The 19,058-nt window shown below is 66.8% G+C and carries 13 protein-coding genes, 1 tRNA gene and 1 pseudogene; 8 read left to right on the top strand and 7 right to left on the bottom strand.

Annotated elements, in window-relative coordinates:
- Positions 1–7 precede the first annotated feature (7 nt).
- Positions 8–1,249, bottom strand: a complete 1,242-nt coding sequence (locus HAV22_RS13880) for an FAD-dependent monooxygenase (protein WP_166859663.1) — start codon at positions 1,247–1,249, stop codon at positions 8–10.
- A gap of 132 nt (positions 1,250–1,381) precedes the next feature.
- On the opposite strand from HAV22_RS13880, the gene HAV22_RS13875 reads away from it, so the two are divergent.
- From HAV22_RS13875 to HAV22_RS13865, 3 genes are all read left to right on the top strand, one after another.
- Positions 1,382–1,457 (top strand) — tRNA-Phe (locus HAV22_RS13875).
- A 157-nt stretch (positions 1,458–1,614) separates the two neighbouring features.
- Positions 1,615–3,816, top strand: coding sequence for an OsmC domain/YcaO domain-containing protein (locus HAV22_RS13870; protein ID WP_166859662.1), 2,202 nt, complete (start codon positions 1,615–1,617; stop codon positions 3,814–3,816).
- Between the two features lie 165 nt (positions 3,817–3,981).
- Positions 3,982–5,067, top strand: coding sequence for a cell envelope integrity TolA family protein (locus HAV22_RS13865; protein WP_166859661.1), 1,086 nt, complete (start codon positions 3,982–3,984; stop codon positions 5,065–5,067).
- A gap of 36 nt (positions 5,068–5,103) precedes the next feature.
- On the opposite strand, the gene HAV22_RS13860 is transcribed toward HAV22_RS13865, so the two are convergent.
- On the bottom strand, positions 5,104–6,051 hold the full coding sequence (locus HAV22_RS13860) for an alpha/beta fold hydrolase (protein ID WP_166859660.1): 948 nt from the start codon (positions 6,049–6,051) through the stop codon (positions 5,104–5,106).
- 137 nt (positions 6,052–6,188) lie between these two features.
- On the opposite strand from HAV22_RS13860, the gene HAV22_RS13855 reads away from it, so the two are divergent.
- Positions 6,189–7,046 carry a helix-turn-helix domain-containing protein gene (locus HAV22_RS13855; protein WP_166859659.1) on the top strand — a complete coding sequence of 286 codons (858 nt, stop codon included), beginning with the start codon at positions 6,189–6,191 and terminating at the stop codon, positions 7,044–7,046.
- On the opposite strand, the gene HAV22_RS13850 is transcribed toward HAV22_RS13855, so the two are convergent.
- Both HAV22_RS13850 and HAV22_RS13845 read right to left on the bottom strand, forming a co-directional pair.
- The gene (locus HAV22_RS13850) at positions 7,043–9,487 is read right to left on the bottom strand and encodes a glycoside hydrolase family 31 protein (RefSeq protein ID WP_166859658.1); all 2,445 of its coding nucleotides are present in this window, start codon (positions 9,485–9,487) and stop codon (positions 7,043–7,045) included. The two genes, HAV22_RS13855 and HAV22_RS13850, sit on opposite strands and share 4 nt — an antisense overlap.
- Positions 9,488–9,608: 121 nt before the next feature.
- Positions 9,609–11,144: a carboxylesterase/lipase family protein gene (locus HAV22_RS13845; RefSeq protein ID WP_208296186.1), complete on the bottom strand. Its 1,536-nt coding sequence runs from the start codon at positions 11,142–11,144 to the stop codon at positions 9,609–9,611.
- A gap of 324 nt (positions 11,145–11,468) precedes the next feature.
- Here HAV22_RS13845 and HAV22_RS13840 point away from each other — a divergent pair, with 324 nt between their 5' ends.
- On the top strand, positions 11,469–12,449 hold the full coding sequence (locus HAV22_RS13840; protein ID WP_166859657.1) for an alpha/beta fold hydrolase: 981 nt from the start codon (positions 11,469–11,471) through the stop codon (positions 12,447–12,449).
- A gap of 32 nt (positions 12,450–12,481) precedes the next feature.
- Positions 12,482–12,550: pseudogene (locus HAV22_RS31675) on the top strand (peroxiredoxin); the annotation flags it as partial.
- A 296-nt stretch (positions 12,551–12,846) separates the two neighbouring features.
- On the opposite strand, the gene HAV22_RS13830 reads toward HAV22_RS31675, so the two are convergent.
- Positions 12,847–16,119 (bottom strand): DEAD/DEAH box helicase, encoded by a 3,273-nt coding sequence (locus HAV22_RS13830; RefSeq protein ID WP_166859656.1) that lies wholly within the window; start codon positions 16,117–16,119, stop codon positions 12,847–12,849.
- 77 nt (positions 16,120–16,196) lie between these two features.
- On the bottom strand, positions 16,197–16,712 hold the full coding sequence (locus HAV22_RS13825; RefSeq protein WP_166859655.1) for a YgjV family protein: 516 nt from the start codon (positions 16,710–16,712) through the stop codon (positions 16,197–16,199).
- A 134-nt stretch (positions 16,713–16,846) separates the two neighbouring features.
- Here HAV22_RS13825 and HAV22_RS13820 point away from each other — a divergent pair, with 134 nt between their 5' ends.
- Complete coding sequence (locus tag HAV22_RS13820) at positions 16,847–17,221, top strand: COG4315 family predicted lipoprotein (RefSeq protein WP_166859654.1); 375 nt, start codon at positions 16,847–16,849, stop codon at positions 17,219–17,221.
- A 19-nt stretch (positions 17,222–17,240) separates the two neighbouring features.
- On the opposite strand, the gene HAV22_RS13815 is transcribed toward HAV22_RS13820, so the two are convergent.
- The gene (locus HAV22_RS13815) at positions 17,241–18,401 is read right to left on the bottom strand and encodes a branched-chain amino acid ABC transporter substrate-binding protein (protein WP_371869643.1); all 1,161 of its coding nucleotides are present in this window, start codon (positions 18,399–18,401) and stop codon (positions 17,241–17,243) included.
- A gap of 149 nt (positions 18,402–18,550) precedes the next feature.
- Between HAV22_RS13815 and HAV22_RS13810 the strand changes: the two genes are divergently transcribed.
- Positions 18,551–18,994, top strand: coding sequence for a nuclear transport factor 2 family protein (locus tag HAV22_RS13810; protein ID WP_166859652.1), 444 nt, complete (start codon positions 18,551–18,553; stop codon positions 18,992–18,994).
- Positions 18,995–19,058: the final 64 nt, after the last annotated feature.

The raw sequence follows: 19,058 nt of genomic DNA, 5'->3' as shown, positions 1-19,058 counted from the left end.
TGGCACGTTACCTGCCCATTGCATGGGCGATCAGCCGTCGCTTGATCACGGGCAACTTATCCAGCAAGTTTAATCCGAAATTGCGAACCACGCGCACCGGTTCCAGATTTGCGCCGAACAAACGTTCCAAACCATCGGTCGCGAGTTGCATCAGCAAGACATCTTCCTTGCGCGCGCGAGCATAGCGCGCGAGCACGCGTTCGTCGCCGATGCCCTGGTGGGCGTCGCGCGCGGCGATCGTGTCGAGCAGCGCGACGACGTCCGCGAAGCCCAGGTTCATGCCGTGGCCGGCGAGCGGATGCACGGCGTGGGCGGCGTCGCCGACGAGCGCCACGCGCGGCGCCGTGATCGCGTGCGGGCGCACGAGCGCCAGCGGGATCGCCTTGACGTCTTCCGGCTGCAAGGGCTTCAGCAAGCCCAGTTTTTCCTCCGAATACTCGCCCAGGCGGATCGCCAGCTCGCCCAGCGATTCACCCATGATGGTATCGGCCAGCGTGTCCGGCGCGGACCACACGAGCGACACCTTGTTGCCCGGCAGCGGCAGCAGCGCGACGATGCCGTCCTTGCAAGTGAACCATTGATGGGCGACGTTGTGGTGCGGCTTTTCGCAGGAAAAATTCGCGACGATCCCGCGCTGGTGGTACGAGCGGTAATCGATGCCGATGTCGCACTGCCCGCGCACCCAGGAGTCGCGGCCGTCGGCGCCGAGCAGCAACTGGGCCGCCAGCACCTTGCCGTCTTCCAGCTCGACCTCGACATTGTCGGCACCGTTCACGATGCGGCAGGCGCGTCCCGTCACGGTCTCGACGTTCTGGGCGAAGCGCAGTGCGGCGTCGAGCGCCTGGTTCAGGTTACTGTCCTCGACGATCCACGCGAGCGCGCCCGCGTGGGCACCGAACGCGTCGAACCCGAGATGACCGCCCTGCGCGCCATCGCCGTGCACGTCCATCGCGTCGACGGGCGCCACGCGCGCCATGTCGAGCGCGCCCCACACCTTCAGCGCCGACAGCAGCGTGTGTGCCGTGTGGTTCAGCGCATAGACGCGCACGTCCCAGGGCTTCTCGCCGCCGGCCGCGGCCGCCTCCGGCGCGTCGGGACGCGCGGGCGGCACGAGCAAGGTGACGCTGTGTCCGGCCTGGGACAACCCCAGCGCCGCCGTCTTGGCGATCGCGCCATTGCCGACAATACAAACGTCGCTGCGGCGAGCGACATTGCGATGATGTGCGGAAGAAGTGGTCTGTGTGCTCATGACACACATTATAGACGCTTCACCCTGCCCTGCTTTCGGCGAGCGGGACGGGTGCGACGCCCTGCCGGCGCACGAATCTGCTCGACAGGACTTGCAGCTTCGCAAACCCGTCGCTATAATCATGCCTCCTTTGGCCTGGTAGCTCAGTTGGTAGAGCAGAGGATTGAAAATCCTTGTGTCGGTGGTTCGATTCCGCCCCGGGCCACCAAGAACATGTTTCACGCGACGCCGACCATTTTTGGTTGGCGTTTGTGCTTTCAGCGTCCGGATTTTGCATTCGGTCCCTCCCCGGTCATGGCGCCATCGACGCGTCGCGGCAAGCAACGCCCCCTCTGTCCAGTCAGCTTTCTATTTGGATATCTTCCATGGAAATTAAAGTCAATTTTCTCGACAAGCTCCGCCTCGAAGCGAAGTTCGATGATTTCACGGTGATCGCTGACCAGCCGATCCGCTACAAGGGCGATGGCTCGGCGCCCGGTCCGTTCGATTATTTCCTGGCGTCGTCGGCATTGTGCGCGGCTTATTTCGTGAAGCTGTATTGCGACACCCGCAATATTCCAACCGAGAACATCCGCCTGTCGCAGAATAATATCGTCGACCCGGAAAACCGTTACCAGCAGATTTTCAAGATCCAGGTCGAGCTGCCGCCGGATATTTCCGACAAAGACCGCCAGGGCATCCTGCGCTCGATCGACCGCTGCACCGTCAAAAAGGTGGTGCAGACCGGGCCGGAATTCGTCATCGAAGAAGTCGAGAACCTGGACGCCGATGCGCAGGCCTTGCTGACGTTACAGCCGGATGCCGGCTCGCAAACCTATATTCCGGGCAAGGACCTGCCGCTGGAGCAAACGATCGCGAATATGTCCGGCTTGCTGGCCGGCCTGGGCATCAAGATCGAAATCGCGTCGTGGCGCAATATCGTGCCGAACGTCTGGTCGCTGCATATCCGCGATGCACATTCGCCGATGTGCTTCACCAACGGCAAAGGGTCGACGAAGGAAAGCGCGCTGGCATCCGCGCTGGGCGAATACATCGAACGCCTGAGCAATAACCACTTCTATGCCGGCGCTTTCTGGGGCGGGGACATCGCCGACGCCCCGTTCGTGCATTACCCGGACGAGCGCTGGTTCCAGCCCGGCCCCGACGATGCGCTGCCGGCGGAGATTCTCGACGAGTATTGCCTGGGCATTTACGATCCCGAAGGCGAATTGCGCGGCTCGCACCTGATCGACACGAACTCGGGCAATGTGGAGCGCGGCATCGTGTCACTGCCGTACGTGCGGCATTCGGACGGCGAGACCGTGTATTTCCCGTCGAACCTGATCGAAAACCTGTACGCCAGCAATGGCATGAGCGCCGGTAATACGCTGGCCGAGGCGCAGGTGCAGTGCCTGTCCGAGATCTTCGAGCGCGCGGTAAAGCGCGAAATCCTCGAAGGCGAACTCGCCCTGCCCGACGTGCCGCACGAGGTCCTGGCGAAATACCCGAGCATCCTGGCCGGCATCCGGGGCCTGGAAGAACAGGGCTTTCCCGTGCTCGTGAAGGATGCGTCGCTGGGCGGCAGCTATCCCGTGATGTGCGTCACCTTGATGAACCCGAAGACGGGCGGCGTCTTCGCGTCGTTCGGCGCGCACCCGAGCTTCGAAGTGGCGCTGGAACGGAGCCTGACGGAGCTGATGCAGGGCCGCAGTTTCGAAGGCTTGAACGATTTGCCCCAGCCGACCTTTGCCAGCAATGCCGTGACGGAGCCCTATAACTTCGTCGAACACTTCATCGATTCGAGCGGTGTCGTGTCGTGGCGGTTCTTCAGCGCGAAGGCCGATTACGATTTCGTCGAGTGGGACTTTTCCGCCCAGGGCGCCGATTCCAACGAACAGGAAGCGGCCACCTTGCTCGGCATTCTCGACGAGATGGACAGGGAAGTGTATATGGCCGTGTACGACCAGCTGGGCGCCGTCGCGTGCCGGATCATCGTGCCCGGCTATTCGGAAATCTATCCGGTGGAAGACCTGGTCTGGGACAACACCAACAAGGCATTGCTGTTCCGGGAAGATATCCTGAACCTGCACCGCCTGGACGACGACGCCCTGGCGGCGCTGCTCGATCGCCTGGAAAACAATGAGCTGGACGAGTATTCCGACATCGCCTCGCTGATCGGCATCGAATTCGACGAGAACACGGAATGGGGCCAACTCACCGTGCTCGAGCTGAAGCTGCTGATTCAGCTCGCCTTGAAGCAATTCGAAGAGGCGCACGATCTGGTGGGCGCCTTCCTGCAGTACAACGACAATACCGTCGAGCGCAAACTGTTTTATCAGGCCATGAACGTCGTGCTGGAAGTGGTGCTCGACGACGACCTGGAACTGGACGATTACGTCGTCAATTTCCGCCGCATGTATGGCAATCCGCGGATGGATGCGGTGCTGGGCTCGGTCGACGGCAGCGTGCGCTTCCACGGGCTGACGCCGACGAGCATGAAACTGGAAGGACTCGACAGGCACCACCGCCTGATCGACAGCTACAGGAAGCTGCACATTGCGCGGGCCAAGGCGGCTGCATCCAAATAACGTCGAGGCAGAGCGCCACCTGCGGGTGGCGTTTTTCTTTCCGTGCCACGGCGTTTGCCGGCGACCTGGCCTCAATGAAAATTTGCCTGCATTGAGACAATTGGTGAGACTGTTTCCCATGGGAATCCGTAAAATCCCGGGTTTCTTTCGGTCCGAGAACACTTGATGCAAGCTTTTATTTACCAGTACCACAAGAAGATCAGTGCGCCCCGTCCGCTGCAGATCAATGACGGGAACATCGCCTTTTTTACCCGCCCCGTCATGGAGACGTCGGAATTCCTGTCGTCGGATGACGGCAAGGTATGGCAACTCAAATTCTTCATCAATTCCGCATTCGAGAAAACGCTGTTCGTAGATTTCAACGCTCCCGGGGACGTTCCCGCCCTCGGGCGAGCCAGTTGGTATGACAACAAGCACAAGGCGAGCAACGACGAACGGTTGATCCCTGCCGCATCGGTGTTCCTGCGCGATTCGGACACTCTTACGCTGGCCAGGGCAGAGGAACTGACCGCAAACCGCACCCTGCTGGCCGATCGTGACGGTTTCGCGTATTTCTCCGGCGACAGTGACCAGTTCAAGCGCATCGTGTTGTGCCAGGCATTGGCCATCGCGTATGTTCAGGTCATCACGACCTGCATGGCCGATACCACGAGAAGCGTGTTAAACAATCGGACCGACGAGACGATCGCCCTCTACGAAAACATCCTGCGCTTCAATGCCGCGTATTATTTCACGCTACCGGTCCTGGTCGGACGCCACGAGCTGTTCGCGGCGTGGAGGGTATTGTGCGACCACTACCACCTCAAAGTGCTGAGTCAGGAGTTGACCCAGCAATTATCGGATGTCGCGGCCTTGTTGAGCGGCCAACGGGAAAAACAGCAGGCGGAAGACGAGGCGAAACGGCGGGCCGAGGAAGACGCGCACAAGCAGGCACTGGCCGCCCAAGCGGCGCGCGAGGAAAAAGCGCTGGCAGAGCAGCGCGCGCTCGAAAAGCAGGCACTTGCCGCCCAAAAGGCGCATGAGGACAAGGCAGACAAGCGCCGCGGCCACATGCTGTCGTTCGCTGGCCTGTTCCTGTCGATCGCTGGCCTGTTCCTGACCGGCATGTCACTGCTGTCCCTCCTTCAGCTGACGCCAACCCAGTTTTTCGACAATGCTTCGCAGTGGAAGCGCTGGATGTCGACATCCACAGCGAAAAAAACTGCAGGGTCCTCGCAAAAACTGGACGAGGGCCCCAAGCCCAAGGGCTGATCCGCCGGGGCGTTGCAGCGAAAGCGGTCACACGCTTCAGGCAATACCCCACAACCGCCGCGCCTCTTCCGCAATCACGTCAGGAAACTCTTCCTGGAAAAACAGCTTCCCCTCAGGCACCTGGCAGATACCCTGCGAGCGCGGGAAGACGCGGTCCAGGTAGGCCGCATCCGCGACGGGAAAAATCTTGTCGCTCGCGCCCCACAGCATCCGCACCGGCACCGTGCTGCGCCTGAGTGCCGCCTCGATGCCCGCCAGCGGATTCGGCGCCAGTGCCTTGTGGAAGTCGTGGTACTGCTTGCGCCGCAGCGGCGTGCTCACCATCGGCGCGACGTAGTACTCGATATTCGCGTCCGTGAGGCCCGCCGGATCGTGGTACACGGCCGCGCCGAACGTGGCGCGCGCCAGGTTCTTGTCCGTCAGCCACTTGGACGTGTCGTCGGCCAGGGTGCCCGCATTCGCCATGTCCAGCACCGGCTTGATCATCGGCGGCGGGCTGTTCGGCTCCGTGTCGCAGTTCGTCAGCAGCACCGTGCGCACGCGGTCCGGATGGCGGACGAGGAACAGCTGCGCGACGGCGCCGCCGCTGTCGGACGCGACGATGTCGACCTGGCCCACATGCAGCGCATCGAGCAGGTCCGCCAGCATCGCCACCTGCGCGGCGGGTGCCACTGACTGGCGTTCCGGCACCTGCGAATAGCCGAGGCCCATGAAGTCCGGCGCGATGCAGCGGCGGTATGGCGCAAGGCGGTCGAGCGCGCCGCGCCACTGGAAGCCATTGAGTGGCGCGCCGTGCAGGAACAGCGCGGCCTCGCCCTGCCCGCGCTCGGCGTATGCGATACGGCCGCACGGCAGATCGACGGTGCGCCGCATCCGGCGATACGCGTTCGCATCGGTCGGCGCGGCCGGCTGCGCTGCCGCATTCATCGCAACCGTGGCGCCGATCGCCGCGCCGGTCACCAGCAAGAAATCCCTACGTTTCATCAAGCGTCTCCTTGGATGGGTCGTGCATGCAGGGATGCTAGCAACGGGCCCGCGATCCGGCGCGCATCGGCGGCCGGTCGCGGACACAGGCGGATGATTTCCTGTACATTCATGAAACGCCAGCCCGGAGCCTTGCGATGATCGACCGTCCCCCCTGCTATCCCAGCCCATCCCCCGCGCTGCTGCCGGACGTACGCGACAAGGGCCTGCCTCTGCTCGACGTGCTGACGTCGCCCGTCCCGCCCGGCCTGTTCGATTCGCCCGTGGACGCGCGCCACGTGCTGTGCCTGCACCTGGGCACGCCCGTCCCCGTGTCGTACCGGGCCGGCCGCGTCGAGCGGGACGGGGTGCGGCTGCACGGCCAGTTCTGCGTCGTGCCGGGCGGTTCGAGCACGCGCTGGACCGTATCGAAGCCCGCGACCTCGCTGCTGCTGCGCCTCGCGCCCGCGCACCTGCGCGCGACCGCGGAGGACATGGGCCTCGGGTCGTGCACGTTCGACCTCGCGCCGGCCATCCACATCCGCGACCCGCACATCGAACGCATCGGCTGGATGATGCAGGCGGAAGACCACGACGCCTACCCGGGCGGCAGGCTGTTCGCCGACAGCCTCGCGTCGGCGCTCGCGGTGCGTCTCGTCTCCCTGCAGTCGCGCGGCCGGACGGTGGCGCCCGCGCGGGCGTTGCCGGCCTGGCGGCTGCGTCATGTGATCGAATACGTCGACGCGCACCTCGACCAGGACCTCACGCTCGCTGAACTGGCGGCCGTCGCGCAATTCAGCCCGTCGCACTTCAAGGCCTTGTTCAAGCAGGCGGCCGGAATGCCTGTCCACCGCTTCGTGCTCGAGCGGCGCGTGGAGCGGGCGCGCCTGCGCCTGCTCGAAGGACGCAAGAGCAATACGGAGATCGCGCTGGAAGCTGGCTTCGCGCACCCGAGCCACATGGCGCGCAGCCTGCGCCGGCTGCTGGGCCTCACGCCGGCGCAGCTGCGCGGCTAGAAGTCGATCCGCTTCACGTTTTCGTCCGGCAGCGGCACGCGCAGGCGGCGCGTGGCCGCGTCGAAGCGCACGCCGCGCGCGGGTTTGCCGTCGACGCGGACGCTGGCCGGCGCGGCCGCGAGCCCCGTGAATTCGACGGCGCCCACGCGCTGCCAGCCCCGGTTCGGCGGGATGTCCAGCCGCACGCCATGTTCGTCCGCCGTCGCGGCGATCGTGCGCGCCACGCCGTCGCGATAGCCGTAGCCGTCGCCCGCGTCCTGGAACACGTGGCCACCGCCGGCGCCCGCCGCGACGACGAGCGTCAGCGGGACGGTCTTCAACTCGCCCGTGTGCTGCACGACGGGCGCCGTGGGCACGACGGCGCCGGCGCGGATGAACAGCGGCAGCCGGTCCAGCGGCGCGGCCACCCGCGCCGACGTGCCGCCCGCGTGGCGCGTGCCGTTCCACCAGTCGATCCACGCATCGCCCTGCGGGAAATAGACGTCGCGCGTCGTCTGCCCCTCGTGCAGCACGGGCGCCACCAGCAGGTCGCCGCCGGCCAGGAACTGGTCGTCGACGAGGCTCGCGCGCGCGTCGCCCGGATACGCGAACCACAACGGCCGCAGCGGCGGCAGGCCGGACTGCTCGTTGTCGGCGAACAGCGTGTACAGGTAAGGCAGCAGCCGGTAGCGCAACTCGATCGTGGCGCGGTTGATGCGCTCGTGCGCGGCGCCGAACGCCCACGGTTCGCGCGGTGCGGACACGTCGTTCGAATGCGTGCGGAAGTACGGCGTCAATGCCGCCGCCTGCAGCCAGCGCGTGTGCAGTTCCGCGCCCGGGCTGCCCATGAAGCCGCCCACGTCGGCGCCGACGAACGGCACGCCGGACACGGACAGATTCGTCAGCATCGGGATCGTCAGCGCGAGGTGCGTCCACGTCGGCGAGTTGTCGCCCGTCCAGACGGCCGCGTAGCGCTGCACGCCGGCGAAACCGGCGCGCGTGAGCACGAGCGGGCGCTTGTCCGGACGCAGGCTGCGCAAACCCTCGAAGCTCGCGCGCGCCATCTGCATGCCGTACACGTTGTGGTATTGCGCGTGCGTGCCGGGCTGGCCGTCGCCCGCGTGATGGGCGTCGAGCGGGAACGTCTTCTGCGGGCCCAGGCTGATCTCGGGTTTGTCGAAACCGTCGGGAGCGAACACGCCCGGCTCGTTCATGTCGTTCCAGAAGCCGTCGACGCCGACGTCGAGCGGTGCCTTGTACAGGCTGCCGAACCACGTGCGCGCGGCAGGCAGCGTGAAGTCGGGGAAGGCGCAGATGCCGGGCCAGACTTTCGCGTGCAGCTCGCTGCCGTCCGCGTTGCGCACGTAGACGCCCTGCTTCCGGCCGCTGCGGTAGATCGGATACTGTTCGTCGACCTTGATGCCCGGGTCGACGATGGTCACGGCATGGAAGCCATCGCCATGCAGCCACGCCAGCATCGCCTTCGGATCGGGGAACGTCGTGCGGTTCCACGTGAACACGCGGAAGCCGTCCATGTGGTCGATGTCGAGGTAGATGACGTCGGCCGGGATGTGGCGCCGGCGGAATCCGCGCGCGACGTCCTGCACTTGTTCCTGCGTCTTGTACGACCAGCGCGATTGCTGGTAGCCCAGCGCCCACAACGGCGGCAAGGCGCCGCGCCCCGTCAGCGCCGTGTAGTCGCGCAGGACGTTCGCCGGCGTGCGTGCGGCGCCGCCGGTGAAGACGTAGTAATCCAGCTCGCCGCCGTCGGCGCCGAAGCTGTAGCGGTGCGGCGCCGTCTTGCCCATGTCGAACCAGCTGCGCCGCGTGTTGTTGAAGAACACGCCGTAGCTGCGGCCGTCGCGCAGGGCGATGAAGAACGGGATCGATTCATAGGATGGATCGTGACCGGCCGGGTAGTCCGGCACGTCCGAATTCCACATCGCCATCGATTGCTGGTGCCGCGACAGGGGCATCGTCTTTTCGCCGAAGCCGTAATAGAGCTCGTAGTCGTCGCGGCGCATCGACGTCTCGACGGCGCCGTCGTCCGGATTGAACGTCATCGGACGGGCCGGGTCGTCGGCGGCGACGAGCCGGCCGGCACTGTCGTACACGGCGATCGCCAGGTCGGGCTTCGTGGTGATCACGACGCGCGTGCCCGTCGTCGAACGCAATTCGATGGTGTCGCCCGCAGTGAGCGTCGCCTCGGAGGCAGGCGGCGTACCGGCGATGGCGTACGAGACGTCCGGCCCGAAACGGCCGGTGGGCGCCATCCGCACGCGCACCACGTCGGGCGTTACGAAGCCGACGTGCACGCGCGCACCGCTCGACAAGGTGAAATCCGCGCCGTCCGCGGACGGCACGGTCTGCACGACGGCGCCGACCGTGCGCGGGGCCGCGTGGGCGTGGGTCAATACGAAGGCCGCGCACGCGGCGGCGAGCAGGTGTCGATCGAATCGCATGGGCTATGCATCCTGTCGGGACGATGGGTTCACGTCCCTCGGTTATACAAAGCCCGTGCGCGAAACGCAATGCCTCGCCAGGAATCGGCCGCTGTTTAGCCGCCGCGTCGAGCAACGGACGTCAGTGTCCGGCCTCCGGCCCGAACAGCGAGAAGTCCGGCAGCTTGCCGCGCGCGCGCAGGTCGGCCTCGTCGCCGATGCGCACGATGGTTGACGCGGTCCCGTCGAACGCGGGCCACGCCGGCAAGCCTTTCCCGTTCGGATCGCCCGTGCGCGCGAACGCCGCCCACGTGTCGGCGAGTCGTGCGGCCAGCCGGCGGTCGTACGCGGACCAGGGCCGCGCATCCTGGCCGAGGTGGTCGAACACGTACTGGATCTCGGCGCCATGCCCCGCGCCGCAGCCGTAGCCGCAAGGCGTCACGGGCTCGGTGGGCCGGTGCGCGAAATAATAGACGTACGGTTTCGCGCGGCCGTAGCGCGCCTGCAGGCCGGCCCAGTGCGTCATGCGCCAGCCCCACCAGTCGTTCGTCAGCTGCTCGATCGACGCCTTGGCCTGCGCGTCCGTCGCGCCCGGATACATGGCCAGCACGGCGGCCGACGGCGCGTGGCCGAGCAGCTTCGCCACGAGCGCGCGGTGGCTGGCAGCCGTGAACTTGTCGGTGCCGACGAGTTCCGGCGCCAGGTCCTTGCCCTCTTCCGCGTTCCAGCCGGCGAGCAGCGGGACGTCGTTCTGGCGGTGGTTGCGATACGTCGTCGTCAGGTCTTCGCGCAGCACGTGGCCGTCGACGATAGGATGCGGCGCCCACGCCGGCTTCTGCAGCGCCGCGACGGACAGCGCGCGCAGGTCAGCCAGGTGCGCCGCGCCGGCCGCCTTCGCGAACGCGAGCCCTTCGGCTTCCGCCGCCTTGCGGTCGAACGGCGCGTTCTCGCTCGCGTCCATCGGCACGCCGTCGTTGCCGCTTTCCGAGATCGCGCGCTGGAACAAGCCGCGCGCCAGCGGCGACGCGACGAGGATCGCGACGGACTCGCCGCCCGCCGACTCGCCCATGATCGTCACGCGCGCGGGGTCGCCGCCGAACGCCGCGGCATTGTCCTTCACCCAGCGCAGCGCCGCGATCTGGTCTTCGATGGCCTGGTTGCCCGACGCCTCGTGCGGCGACTCCGCCGTCAGCTCGGGGTGGGCGAAGAAGCCGAAGATGCCGAGACGGTAGTTGATCGTGACGACGACAACCCCGCGCCGCGCCAGCGCCGCGCCGTCGAACATGGGCATCGCGGCCGTGCCGCCATAGAACCCGCCGCCGTGGATCCAGACGATGACGGGCAGCTTCCGAGCGTGCGCCGGCGTCCACACGTTCAGATACAGGCAGTCCTCGCTCTTCGGGTTCGGCACCCACGGGGCCGTCTGCGCGCAGGCGGGCGCGAACGCACGCGCTTCCTTCACGCCCAGCCACGGCACGACGCGCTGCGGCGCGCGCCAGCGCAGGTTGCCGACCGGCGGCGCGGCGAACGGCACGCCGAGGAATGTGTTCACGTCGCCGGCCTGGGTGCCGACGATTCGTCCGCCCGTCACCGTCACCGGCGCCGTCACCTGGGCCGCCTGCGCTGTGCAGGCCAGCAGGCAGCCGGCGACGAGGGCCGTCGTTCGCATGCTCGTCATGATGTCTCCTTGTTAAGGGCATATTCCGGTTGGGTGGGCTCCCCGAGCCCGCGCGGACGTCAACGCATCGCGAACGTACGCGTGGGCACGTGTTTGATGCCCCCGGCATCAAACACCCCACCCTACCGAGATGGATTCAATTATCGATGCTGATTTTAGCGAGCAATATTTGCTGCGGGACATGTAGAGACGGTGGTGCAAAAAATAATTATCGAAATAATGGTTTTTGTGCTTGCAAACCCCCGCGGCGTCGCCTACATTTATCATCATAATGATTATCGCGATAATCAATTCAGCCAACCGCTGACCTGACCGGAGGAATCCATGAACAAGCACATCGTCCGCAACGCCATCGGCGCAGCCGTCTTCGCAGTCCTGTGCCTGGGTGCCGCCCAGGCACAAACGGCGGCCTTCCAGAACATCAAGCAGATCGACGCCGGGGTGCTGAACGTCGGCTACGTGGACGCGGGCCCGGCCAACGGTCCCGTCGTGATCCTGCAGCACGGCTGGCCCTACGACATCCACAGCTACGTCGAGGTCGTGCCCCGCCTGACGCAGGCCGGCTACCGCGTCGTCGTGCCCTACCTGCGCGGCTACGGCACGACGCGCTTCCTCGACAAGAATGCCGTGCGCAACGGCGAACCGGCCGCGCTGGCGGAAGACGTCGTCGCGCTGATGGATGCGCTGAAGATCGACAAGGCGATCCTGGCCGGCTACGACTGGGGCGCACGCAGCGCGGACATCGTCGCGGCGCTGTGGCCCGAGCGCGTCAAGGGTCTCGTGTCCGTCAGCGGCTACCTGATCGGCAGCCAGGACAGCGGCAAGCAGCCGTTGCCGCCCGCCGCCGAACTGCAATGGTGGTACCAGTTCTACTTCGCCACCGAGCGCGGCCGTGTCGGCTACGAAAAGAACCGCCACGATTTCGCCAAGCTGATCTGGCAGACCGCGTCGCCGCAATGGCATGTCGACGACCGCACGTTCGACCGCAGCGCCGCCGCGCTGGAGAACCCGGACCACGCCGCCATCACCGTGCACAACTACCGCTGGCGCCTGGGCCTGGCACAGGGCGAGGCGAAATACGCGCCGCTGGAAGCGCGCCTGGCGCAGTTCCCCGCGATCACCGTACCGACGATCACGCTGGAAGGCGACGCGAACGGCGCGCCGCACCCGGAGCCCGCCGCGTACGCCAAGCGGTTCACCGGCAAATACAAGCATGAGCTGATCAAGGGCGGCGTGGGACATAACCTGCCGCAGGAAGCCCCGGGCGCGTTCGCCGACGCCGTCATCGCCGTCGACCACCTGTAATCGTCATCCACCATCCGTCGCAAGGACACACCATGAGCAAGATCGACAAGGCTCTCTACACGGGCAAGACGCACACGACCGGCGGCCGCGACGGTGCCGCGCACGCGCGCTGCCCGTACTCGAAAATGTCACGCGGAAATATCGACGTCGGCATCGCGCTGGCGTAAGTTCGAAACGACGACGCCACCGTCGGAGGGTGGCGTCGTTTCGTTACCGCGGGCACTGCAATCAGTGGAAGAACAGGTACAGGATGACCAGCACGATTGCCGGCACGCCCAGGATCCACGCGAGGAAATATTTACCCATGATCGTTCTCCTTTCGTCTGCGATTGATCATAAGTTCAGGATGCCTGCAGCGGACGCGGGCTTCCGTACGCTAGTGCACGGTGTGCGCGGGCTACGGTCGCGCGAACAGCATGCGCAAATCGTCCGGCCCGATCGCGGCGGCGAGTCCGGCATCCGGTTCGAGCACGGCGTTGGCCAGTTCGCCCTTGCGGCGCTGCATCTCCTGGATTTTTTCTTCCAGCGTGCCGCGCGCGATCAGCTTGTAGACGAACACGGGCTGCTCCTGGCCGATGCGCCAGGCGCGGTCCGTCGCCTGGTTTTCGCTCGCGGGATTCCACCACGGGTCGTAGTGGATGACGGTATCGGCCGCCGTCAGGTTCAGGCCGACCCCGCCCGCCTTCAGGCTGATCAGGAACACGCCGACGTCGCGCCGCTGGAACGCGGCCACGGGCGCGGCGCGGTCGACCGTGTCGCCCGTCAGCAGCGCATAGGCAATGCCGCGCGCGCGCAAGGCGTCCTCGATGAGGGCAAGCATGCTGGTGAATTGGGAAAACACGAGCACGCTGCGGCCCTCGCTCAGCAAGGTGTCGAGCAATTCCAGCAGCGCCTCCAGCTTGGCGGAGCCGGCCCCTGACGCCGGGTCCAGCAGGCGCGGATCGCAGCAGGCCTGGCGCAGCTTCAGCAACGCTTCCAGGATCACGATGTGGCTGCGCGCCAGGCCCTTGCGGTCGACCGCGTCGCGGACCTTCGCGTCCATCGCCACGCGCACCGTCTCGTACAGGTCGCGCTGTGGGCCGTCGAGCTCGATGGGCAGCACGACTTCCGTCTTCGGCGGCAGCTCCGTCGCGACCTTGTCCTTGGTCCGGCGCAGCATGAAGGGTTTCAGGCGCCGCGCCAATAGATCCTGGCGCAGGACGTCGCCCTGCAACTCGATCGGCTTGCGGTACGCCGCATTGAACTGTTTCTCGTCGCCCAGCAGGCCCGGCATCAGGAAATGGAACTGCGACCACAATTCACCCAGGTGGTTCTGCACCGGCGTGCCGGTCAGGCACAGGCGGTGGCGCGCGTCGAGCAGGCGCGCCGTCTGCGCGGCCTTCGACCGGCTGTTCTTGACGTACTGGGCTTCGTCGAGGATCAGCAGGTGGTAGCGGTGACGGCGCAGCGCCGCCTCGTCGCGGCCCAGCAGCGCATACGTGGTGAGCACGACGTCCGCCTCGCCCACCTGGTCGAACAGGGTCTTGCGGTCCTTGCCGTGCAGCAGGAGCACGCGCAGGCCGGGCGCGAAGCGGGCCGCTTCCGCCTGCCAGTTGCCCATCAAGGTCGTCGGCGCCACGACGAGCGCCGGAGCATCGAGACGGCCCGCCTCCTTTTCGGCGAGGATGTGCGCGAGGGTCTGGATCGTCTTGCCGAGCCCCATGTCGTCGGCGAGGATGCCGCCGAAGCCGTATGCGCGCAGGAATTGCATCCAGTCGAGGCCCGCGCGCTGGTAACCGCGCAGTGCCGCGTTCAGGCCGGCGGGTACGTCCACGGGACGGATGCCGTCGAAATCGTGCAGCTTGCGGCCCAGTTCGCGCAGGCGTTCACCGCCCAGCCAGCGCATCCGCGCCGCCCGCTCCAGCTCGGCGAGGCGCGCGGCGTCCATGGCGGGCAAGTGGATCTTCGCGCCGATGCGGTCGCTGAAATACAGTTCGCCCAACGTGGCCAGGATGGGTTTCACGCGGCGCCACGGCAGGGCCACGCGCTGCCGGTCGGGCAGCGTGACGAGCAGCTCGGCGTCGTCCGCGCGCGCGGCCAGCGCGGCGGCGTCGAATTCGCGCGGTGCCGCCCGGATCATCGCCAGCAGCAAGGGCAGCAGCGGATGGCGCTCGCCCGCGACGACGATGCCGAGCTCGAGGTCGAACCAGCCGCTGGCGCCCGGCGCATCCTCGTCCACCTCGACGTACCACTCGTCCACCTCGGCCAGGTCGTAGCGGAAGTCGCTGCCGACCTCCACCATCCAGCCGGCGTCGCGCAGGCGCGGCAATTCGTCGCGCACGAAAGCGAGCCATGCGGCTTCGTCCGGCAACGCCAGCACGTCCGGCCGGCCGTCGAGCGCAGGTGCGTCCGGTGGCGCCGCGACGAAGCCGGACGCGGCCAACCAGGCGCCCGCAGCCGCTTCCGCGCCGCGGTCGCGTACGATCACCTCGATGCCGTCCGCCATCGCATTGCGCAGCACGGGCTCGTCGATGTCTTCCGTGGACAGCCCGTCATAGTCGAACGACAACACGGCGACGTCGCGCCAGACCCACTCGCGCCGCGCCGGCACCTGCACGCTGTCGAGCAGCAGGTGCGGCACGGGCACGACGTCGCGCCGCTCGCGCACCGCCAGCGCGGCGGGCGGCGGCATGAAGTCGTCCAGGCCCATGTCGACGAGGATGCCGGCCACGGCCGTGCGCTGGTCCGCGCGCAAGGTCGGCGCCTGCGCGACGAGGTCCAGCACGGCCGCGGGCGGAATGCCGGCGAACTGTGGCGGCACCTCGAGCACGCCGAGCGCGAGACCATCCAGGTAGTACAGGGGATCGGTGGGAAACGTGCACTCGGGCATGTCGCCGCCGTCGACGCGCCAGTCCAGCGTCACCGTGCCGTCGCCGCTGTCATCCTCTCGCCACGCGGGCGCCATGTGCCGCCGAGGTCCCGGCACGATGCGCTCGAGGTCGCCGTACCGGGCCGCCTTCAACGTGCTGGCGCGCCACAGCCTTCCGTCGGCGCACAGCCGCGCCAGCAGCGCCGCGCCGAACGCGCCCGTGGGCCTGCCCGTGCCGTGGGCGATCTGCATCGCCATCAGCAACTGCAGCGGCTCGTCGTGTCCGCGTCCGGCGAAGGGCGGCCTGGCGGGCGTCGTGCGCGCCGCATCGATCTCGAGGATGGCTTCGGCGACGGTGCCGTCGTCGCGCAGCCGGAGGGTGTGCGGATGCAGGGCCGGCGCCAGCCCCTTGCGCTCGGGGGCGAGCACGTACGCGAGCTGGATGGACGCGTCGCGCGCCAGGCTTTGCGCTTCGCGCGCGTAGGCGCGGGTCTCGGCGAGCTCGCGCAGCCAGCGCTCGGCCGCGACCGGCACGTCCCGCGTCCGGCACGCCAGCTCGGCCAGCAGCACGGCGACGACGTGCTTGCAGTTGCGCGTCATGGGACAGCTGCAATCGCCCTTGAACTGGATGCCGGCCTTGCCTTGCGCGATGCGGATCGACTGCACGTAGCGGCTGCCGCCGCTGCCCTCGACTTCGCCATGGAGCCTGTCGAGCCCCTCCAGTTCGAGGGTGATGACCCGGTCGCGCCGGGCGTAATCCTCGCCGCGGGCGAACGTGCCGGGATCGAACTGGCGCCTGATGTCGTCGTGAGTGAATTCCATTGCCGATAACGAAAGCGGATCAAGGCGTCATTATCCCCGATCGCCGCGCCGCACAAAACGCCCGGCGTTGACGGCGCTCAGGCCGGCTGTGCGACGCGCGCCACCCGCGCCATGCGCCAGATCGTCGTGCCGTTGACGAGCGCGATCACGATCTCCAGCGCGGTGCCGCCGATCGAGCCGGCGATCACGTTATTCGCGATCCACAGGAACGTCCCGCCCAGCATCATGAGCCGCATGGGAATGCCGCGCAGCAGGAACAGCGCGAGCGTGCCGACGCACGACGCGGCCAGCGGCAGCCAGTCGGTCATGCGCGTGGCGAGCGACAGCCCGAGCATGACGTTCATCGCGACGACGCCTGCCGCCACCCAGCGCGAGCGCGTGTACAGCGCCAGCACGGAGCGCAGCAGCGACATGGTCGAGCTGGCGACGGCCGTCGGGTTGCCGAGCAGCGCGAAGTGGACGATGTAGGCCAGGCATTCGGCGGCCATGAACAGCTTGAAGCGGCGGTCGTCCTTTTGCGTGAACGAGGCGACGCCGAGGACGAACGCGATGTAGCCGACGCATTGCGCCGGCGCGAACCAGTCGAGGGACATGGAAAAGACAATCAGGCTGACGGGAAGGGGTCGCGCATTATAGCGGATGTGGAGAGCGCGGATCGCTTCCACCATGGTCTAGAATGACCGGGCAGTCCCTACAACCGATGTCCGATGTTTTCAAAGGAGATTCCATGAAAGCCGTGAACCTTGGTATTGCCTGCCTGTCCGCCCTGCTCGCCCTGTCCGCCCACGCCGCCGACCCGATGCCCGTGAAGAAGATGAACGGCATCCTCGTCGATGCGCATGGCATGACGGTCTACACGTTCGACAAGGACGTCGCCGGCAGCGGCAAGAGCGCCTGCGCGGGCCAGTGCGCGGAAAACTGGCCGGCCGTGAAGGCGGGCGACGCCCCGCTGTCCGAACCCTACTCCGCCATCGTGCGCGACGACGGCACCAAGCAGCTCGCCTACCACGGCAAGCCGCTGTACACGTTCGTCAAGGATAAGAAGGCGGGCGAGCGCGAAGGCGACAAGAAAATGAACGTCTGGCACGTCGTGACGGATTGAACGACGCGCACGGCGGCGTTCAGCGCGCGCCGCCGTCCACGCTGTCGCGCACGACACGCAGCTTCGTCAGCTGGCCCTTGCGGTACGTGTACAGCGTGAGCGCCGCGTCGCGCAGGTCGCCGTTCGCATCGAACGCGATGGTGCCCGTGATGCCCTGGTACTTGATGCGCGCAAGCGCCGGCAGGAACGTCGCCGGGTCGGACGATCCGGCCTCGCGCATCGCGGCGGCGAACGCCATCGTCGCGTCGTACGCATATGGCGCATAGGTCTGGAACGACATGCCGTAGCGCTTCCGGTAGCGGTCCGCGAAGGCCGTCATGCCTGCTTCCAGCGGCCCGTCGACGCCGCCCGCCACGACGCACACCACCTTGTCGTCGCCGAGCGCGCTGCCCGCCAGCTGCGGCAGCTTTTCCGAACACACGCCGTCGCCCGACACGAACGTCGCGGCGATGCCCAGCGCGCGCATCTGCTTGAGCATCGGGCCGGCCGTGGCGTCCATGCCGCCGTAGAAAATCACGTCGGGACGGCGCGCGCGGATCTGCGTGAGGATGGCACTGAAATCCGTCGCGCGGTCGTTCGTGAACTGGCGGCTCACGATCTCCGCGCCTTTCAAGCGCTTGACGTCCTTCGCGAACTGGTCGGCGAGGCCCTGGCCAAATGCGGTGCGGTCGTCGATGACGGCGATCTTCTTCGCCTTCAGCGTGTTGATCGAATAATTCGCCAGCACGCGGCCTACGAGGTCGTCGTTGGCGACGACGCGGAACGCCGTCTTGTAGCCCTGGTGCGTGTACAGCGGCGTGGTGGCGGCCGGGGAAATCTGCGGGATGCCGGCGTTGTTGTAGATCTTCGAGGCGGGCACCGTCGTGCCGGAATTCAGGTGACCGACGACGGCCGCCACGCCCCCGTCCACGAGCTTTTGCGCGACGGCGGTGCCGAGCTTCGGATCGCTGCCGTCGTCCTCGGCCTGCAAGACCCACTTGACCTTCCTGCCGCCGATCGTCGCGCCGCGCGCATTCAAGTCGTCGATGGCGAGGCGGGCGCCGTTCTCGATGTCCTTGCCCTGGTGCGCACTGGGGCCGGACAGCGGCGACGCGCTGCCGATCTTCACTTGCGACTGGGCGTGGACGGCGGGCACCAGGGCCAGCGAGGACAGGGCGACGGCGATGAGGGGCAGGCGCATGGACATTCCTTGAGGTGGGGTGCCCGATTGTAAGGCCTCGGGGCCCCAACCACGACTACCAGAAGTCACAATTCGCGCTTGACTTCCCGCGCCGGACGTCTAGGCTGCATGGAGCGGCGCCGCCGCACACCAGGACCAAGGAGAGAGACATGAGCGCGCAAGAGAACAAGCAGATCATCATGAACGGCCTCCAGCTGTTCCAGAAGGGCGAGATCACGCAGATGCTGGAGCGCTTCCACGACGACGCAGAGTGGCTCAGCCCCGAGGCGGAAGCCGTCCCGTTCGCCGGCAACTTCCACGGCAAGCAGGAAGTCGCGCGCTTCTTCGCGGAACTGGGCGGCTCGCTGGAGCCGATGCGCTTCGACGTCCACGACATCGTCGCGGAGAACGACAAGGTCGTCGTCATCGGCGAGGCAACGTGGCGCGTCAAGTCCACGGGTCGCACTTACGAGAACCCGTGGGTCAACGTGTTCACGCTGCGCGACGGCAAGGTCATCCGCACGCATGCCTATTTCGACACCGCGCCGGCCGAGCGCGCGTTCCGTCCCGACCGGCCGGACCAGGTGGCGGCCGCGACGGCGCTGAGGCACTGAGCGGACGGCGCGTCGACGTCACGTCGTTGCGACGAGGAACTCCTCCGCATTGGCGGGCGGCCGG

Origin of the sequence: Telluria antibiotica (assembly GCF_011682055.1) — a bacterium.
In the GTDB taxonomy this organism is placed as follows: Bacteria; Pseudomonadota; Gammaproteobacteria; order Burkholderiales; family Burkholderiaceae_D; genus Telluria; species Telluria antibiotica.
Note: the sequence above shows the minus strand (reverse complement) of the source record. Positions and strands in the feature narration are given on the sequence as shown.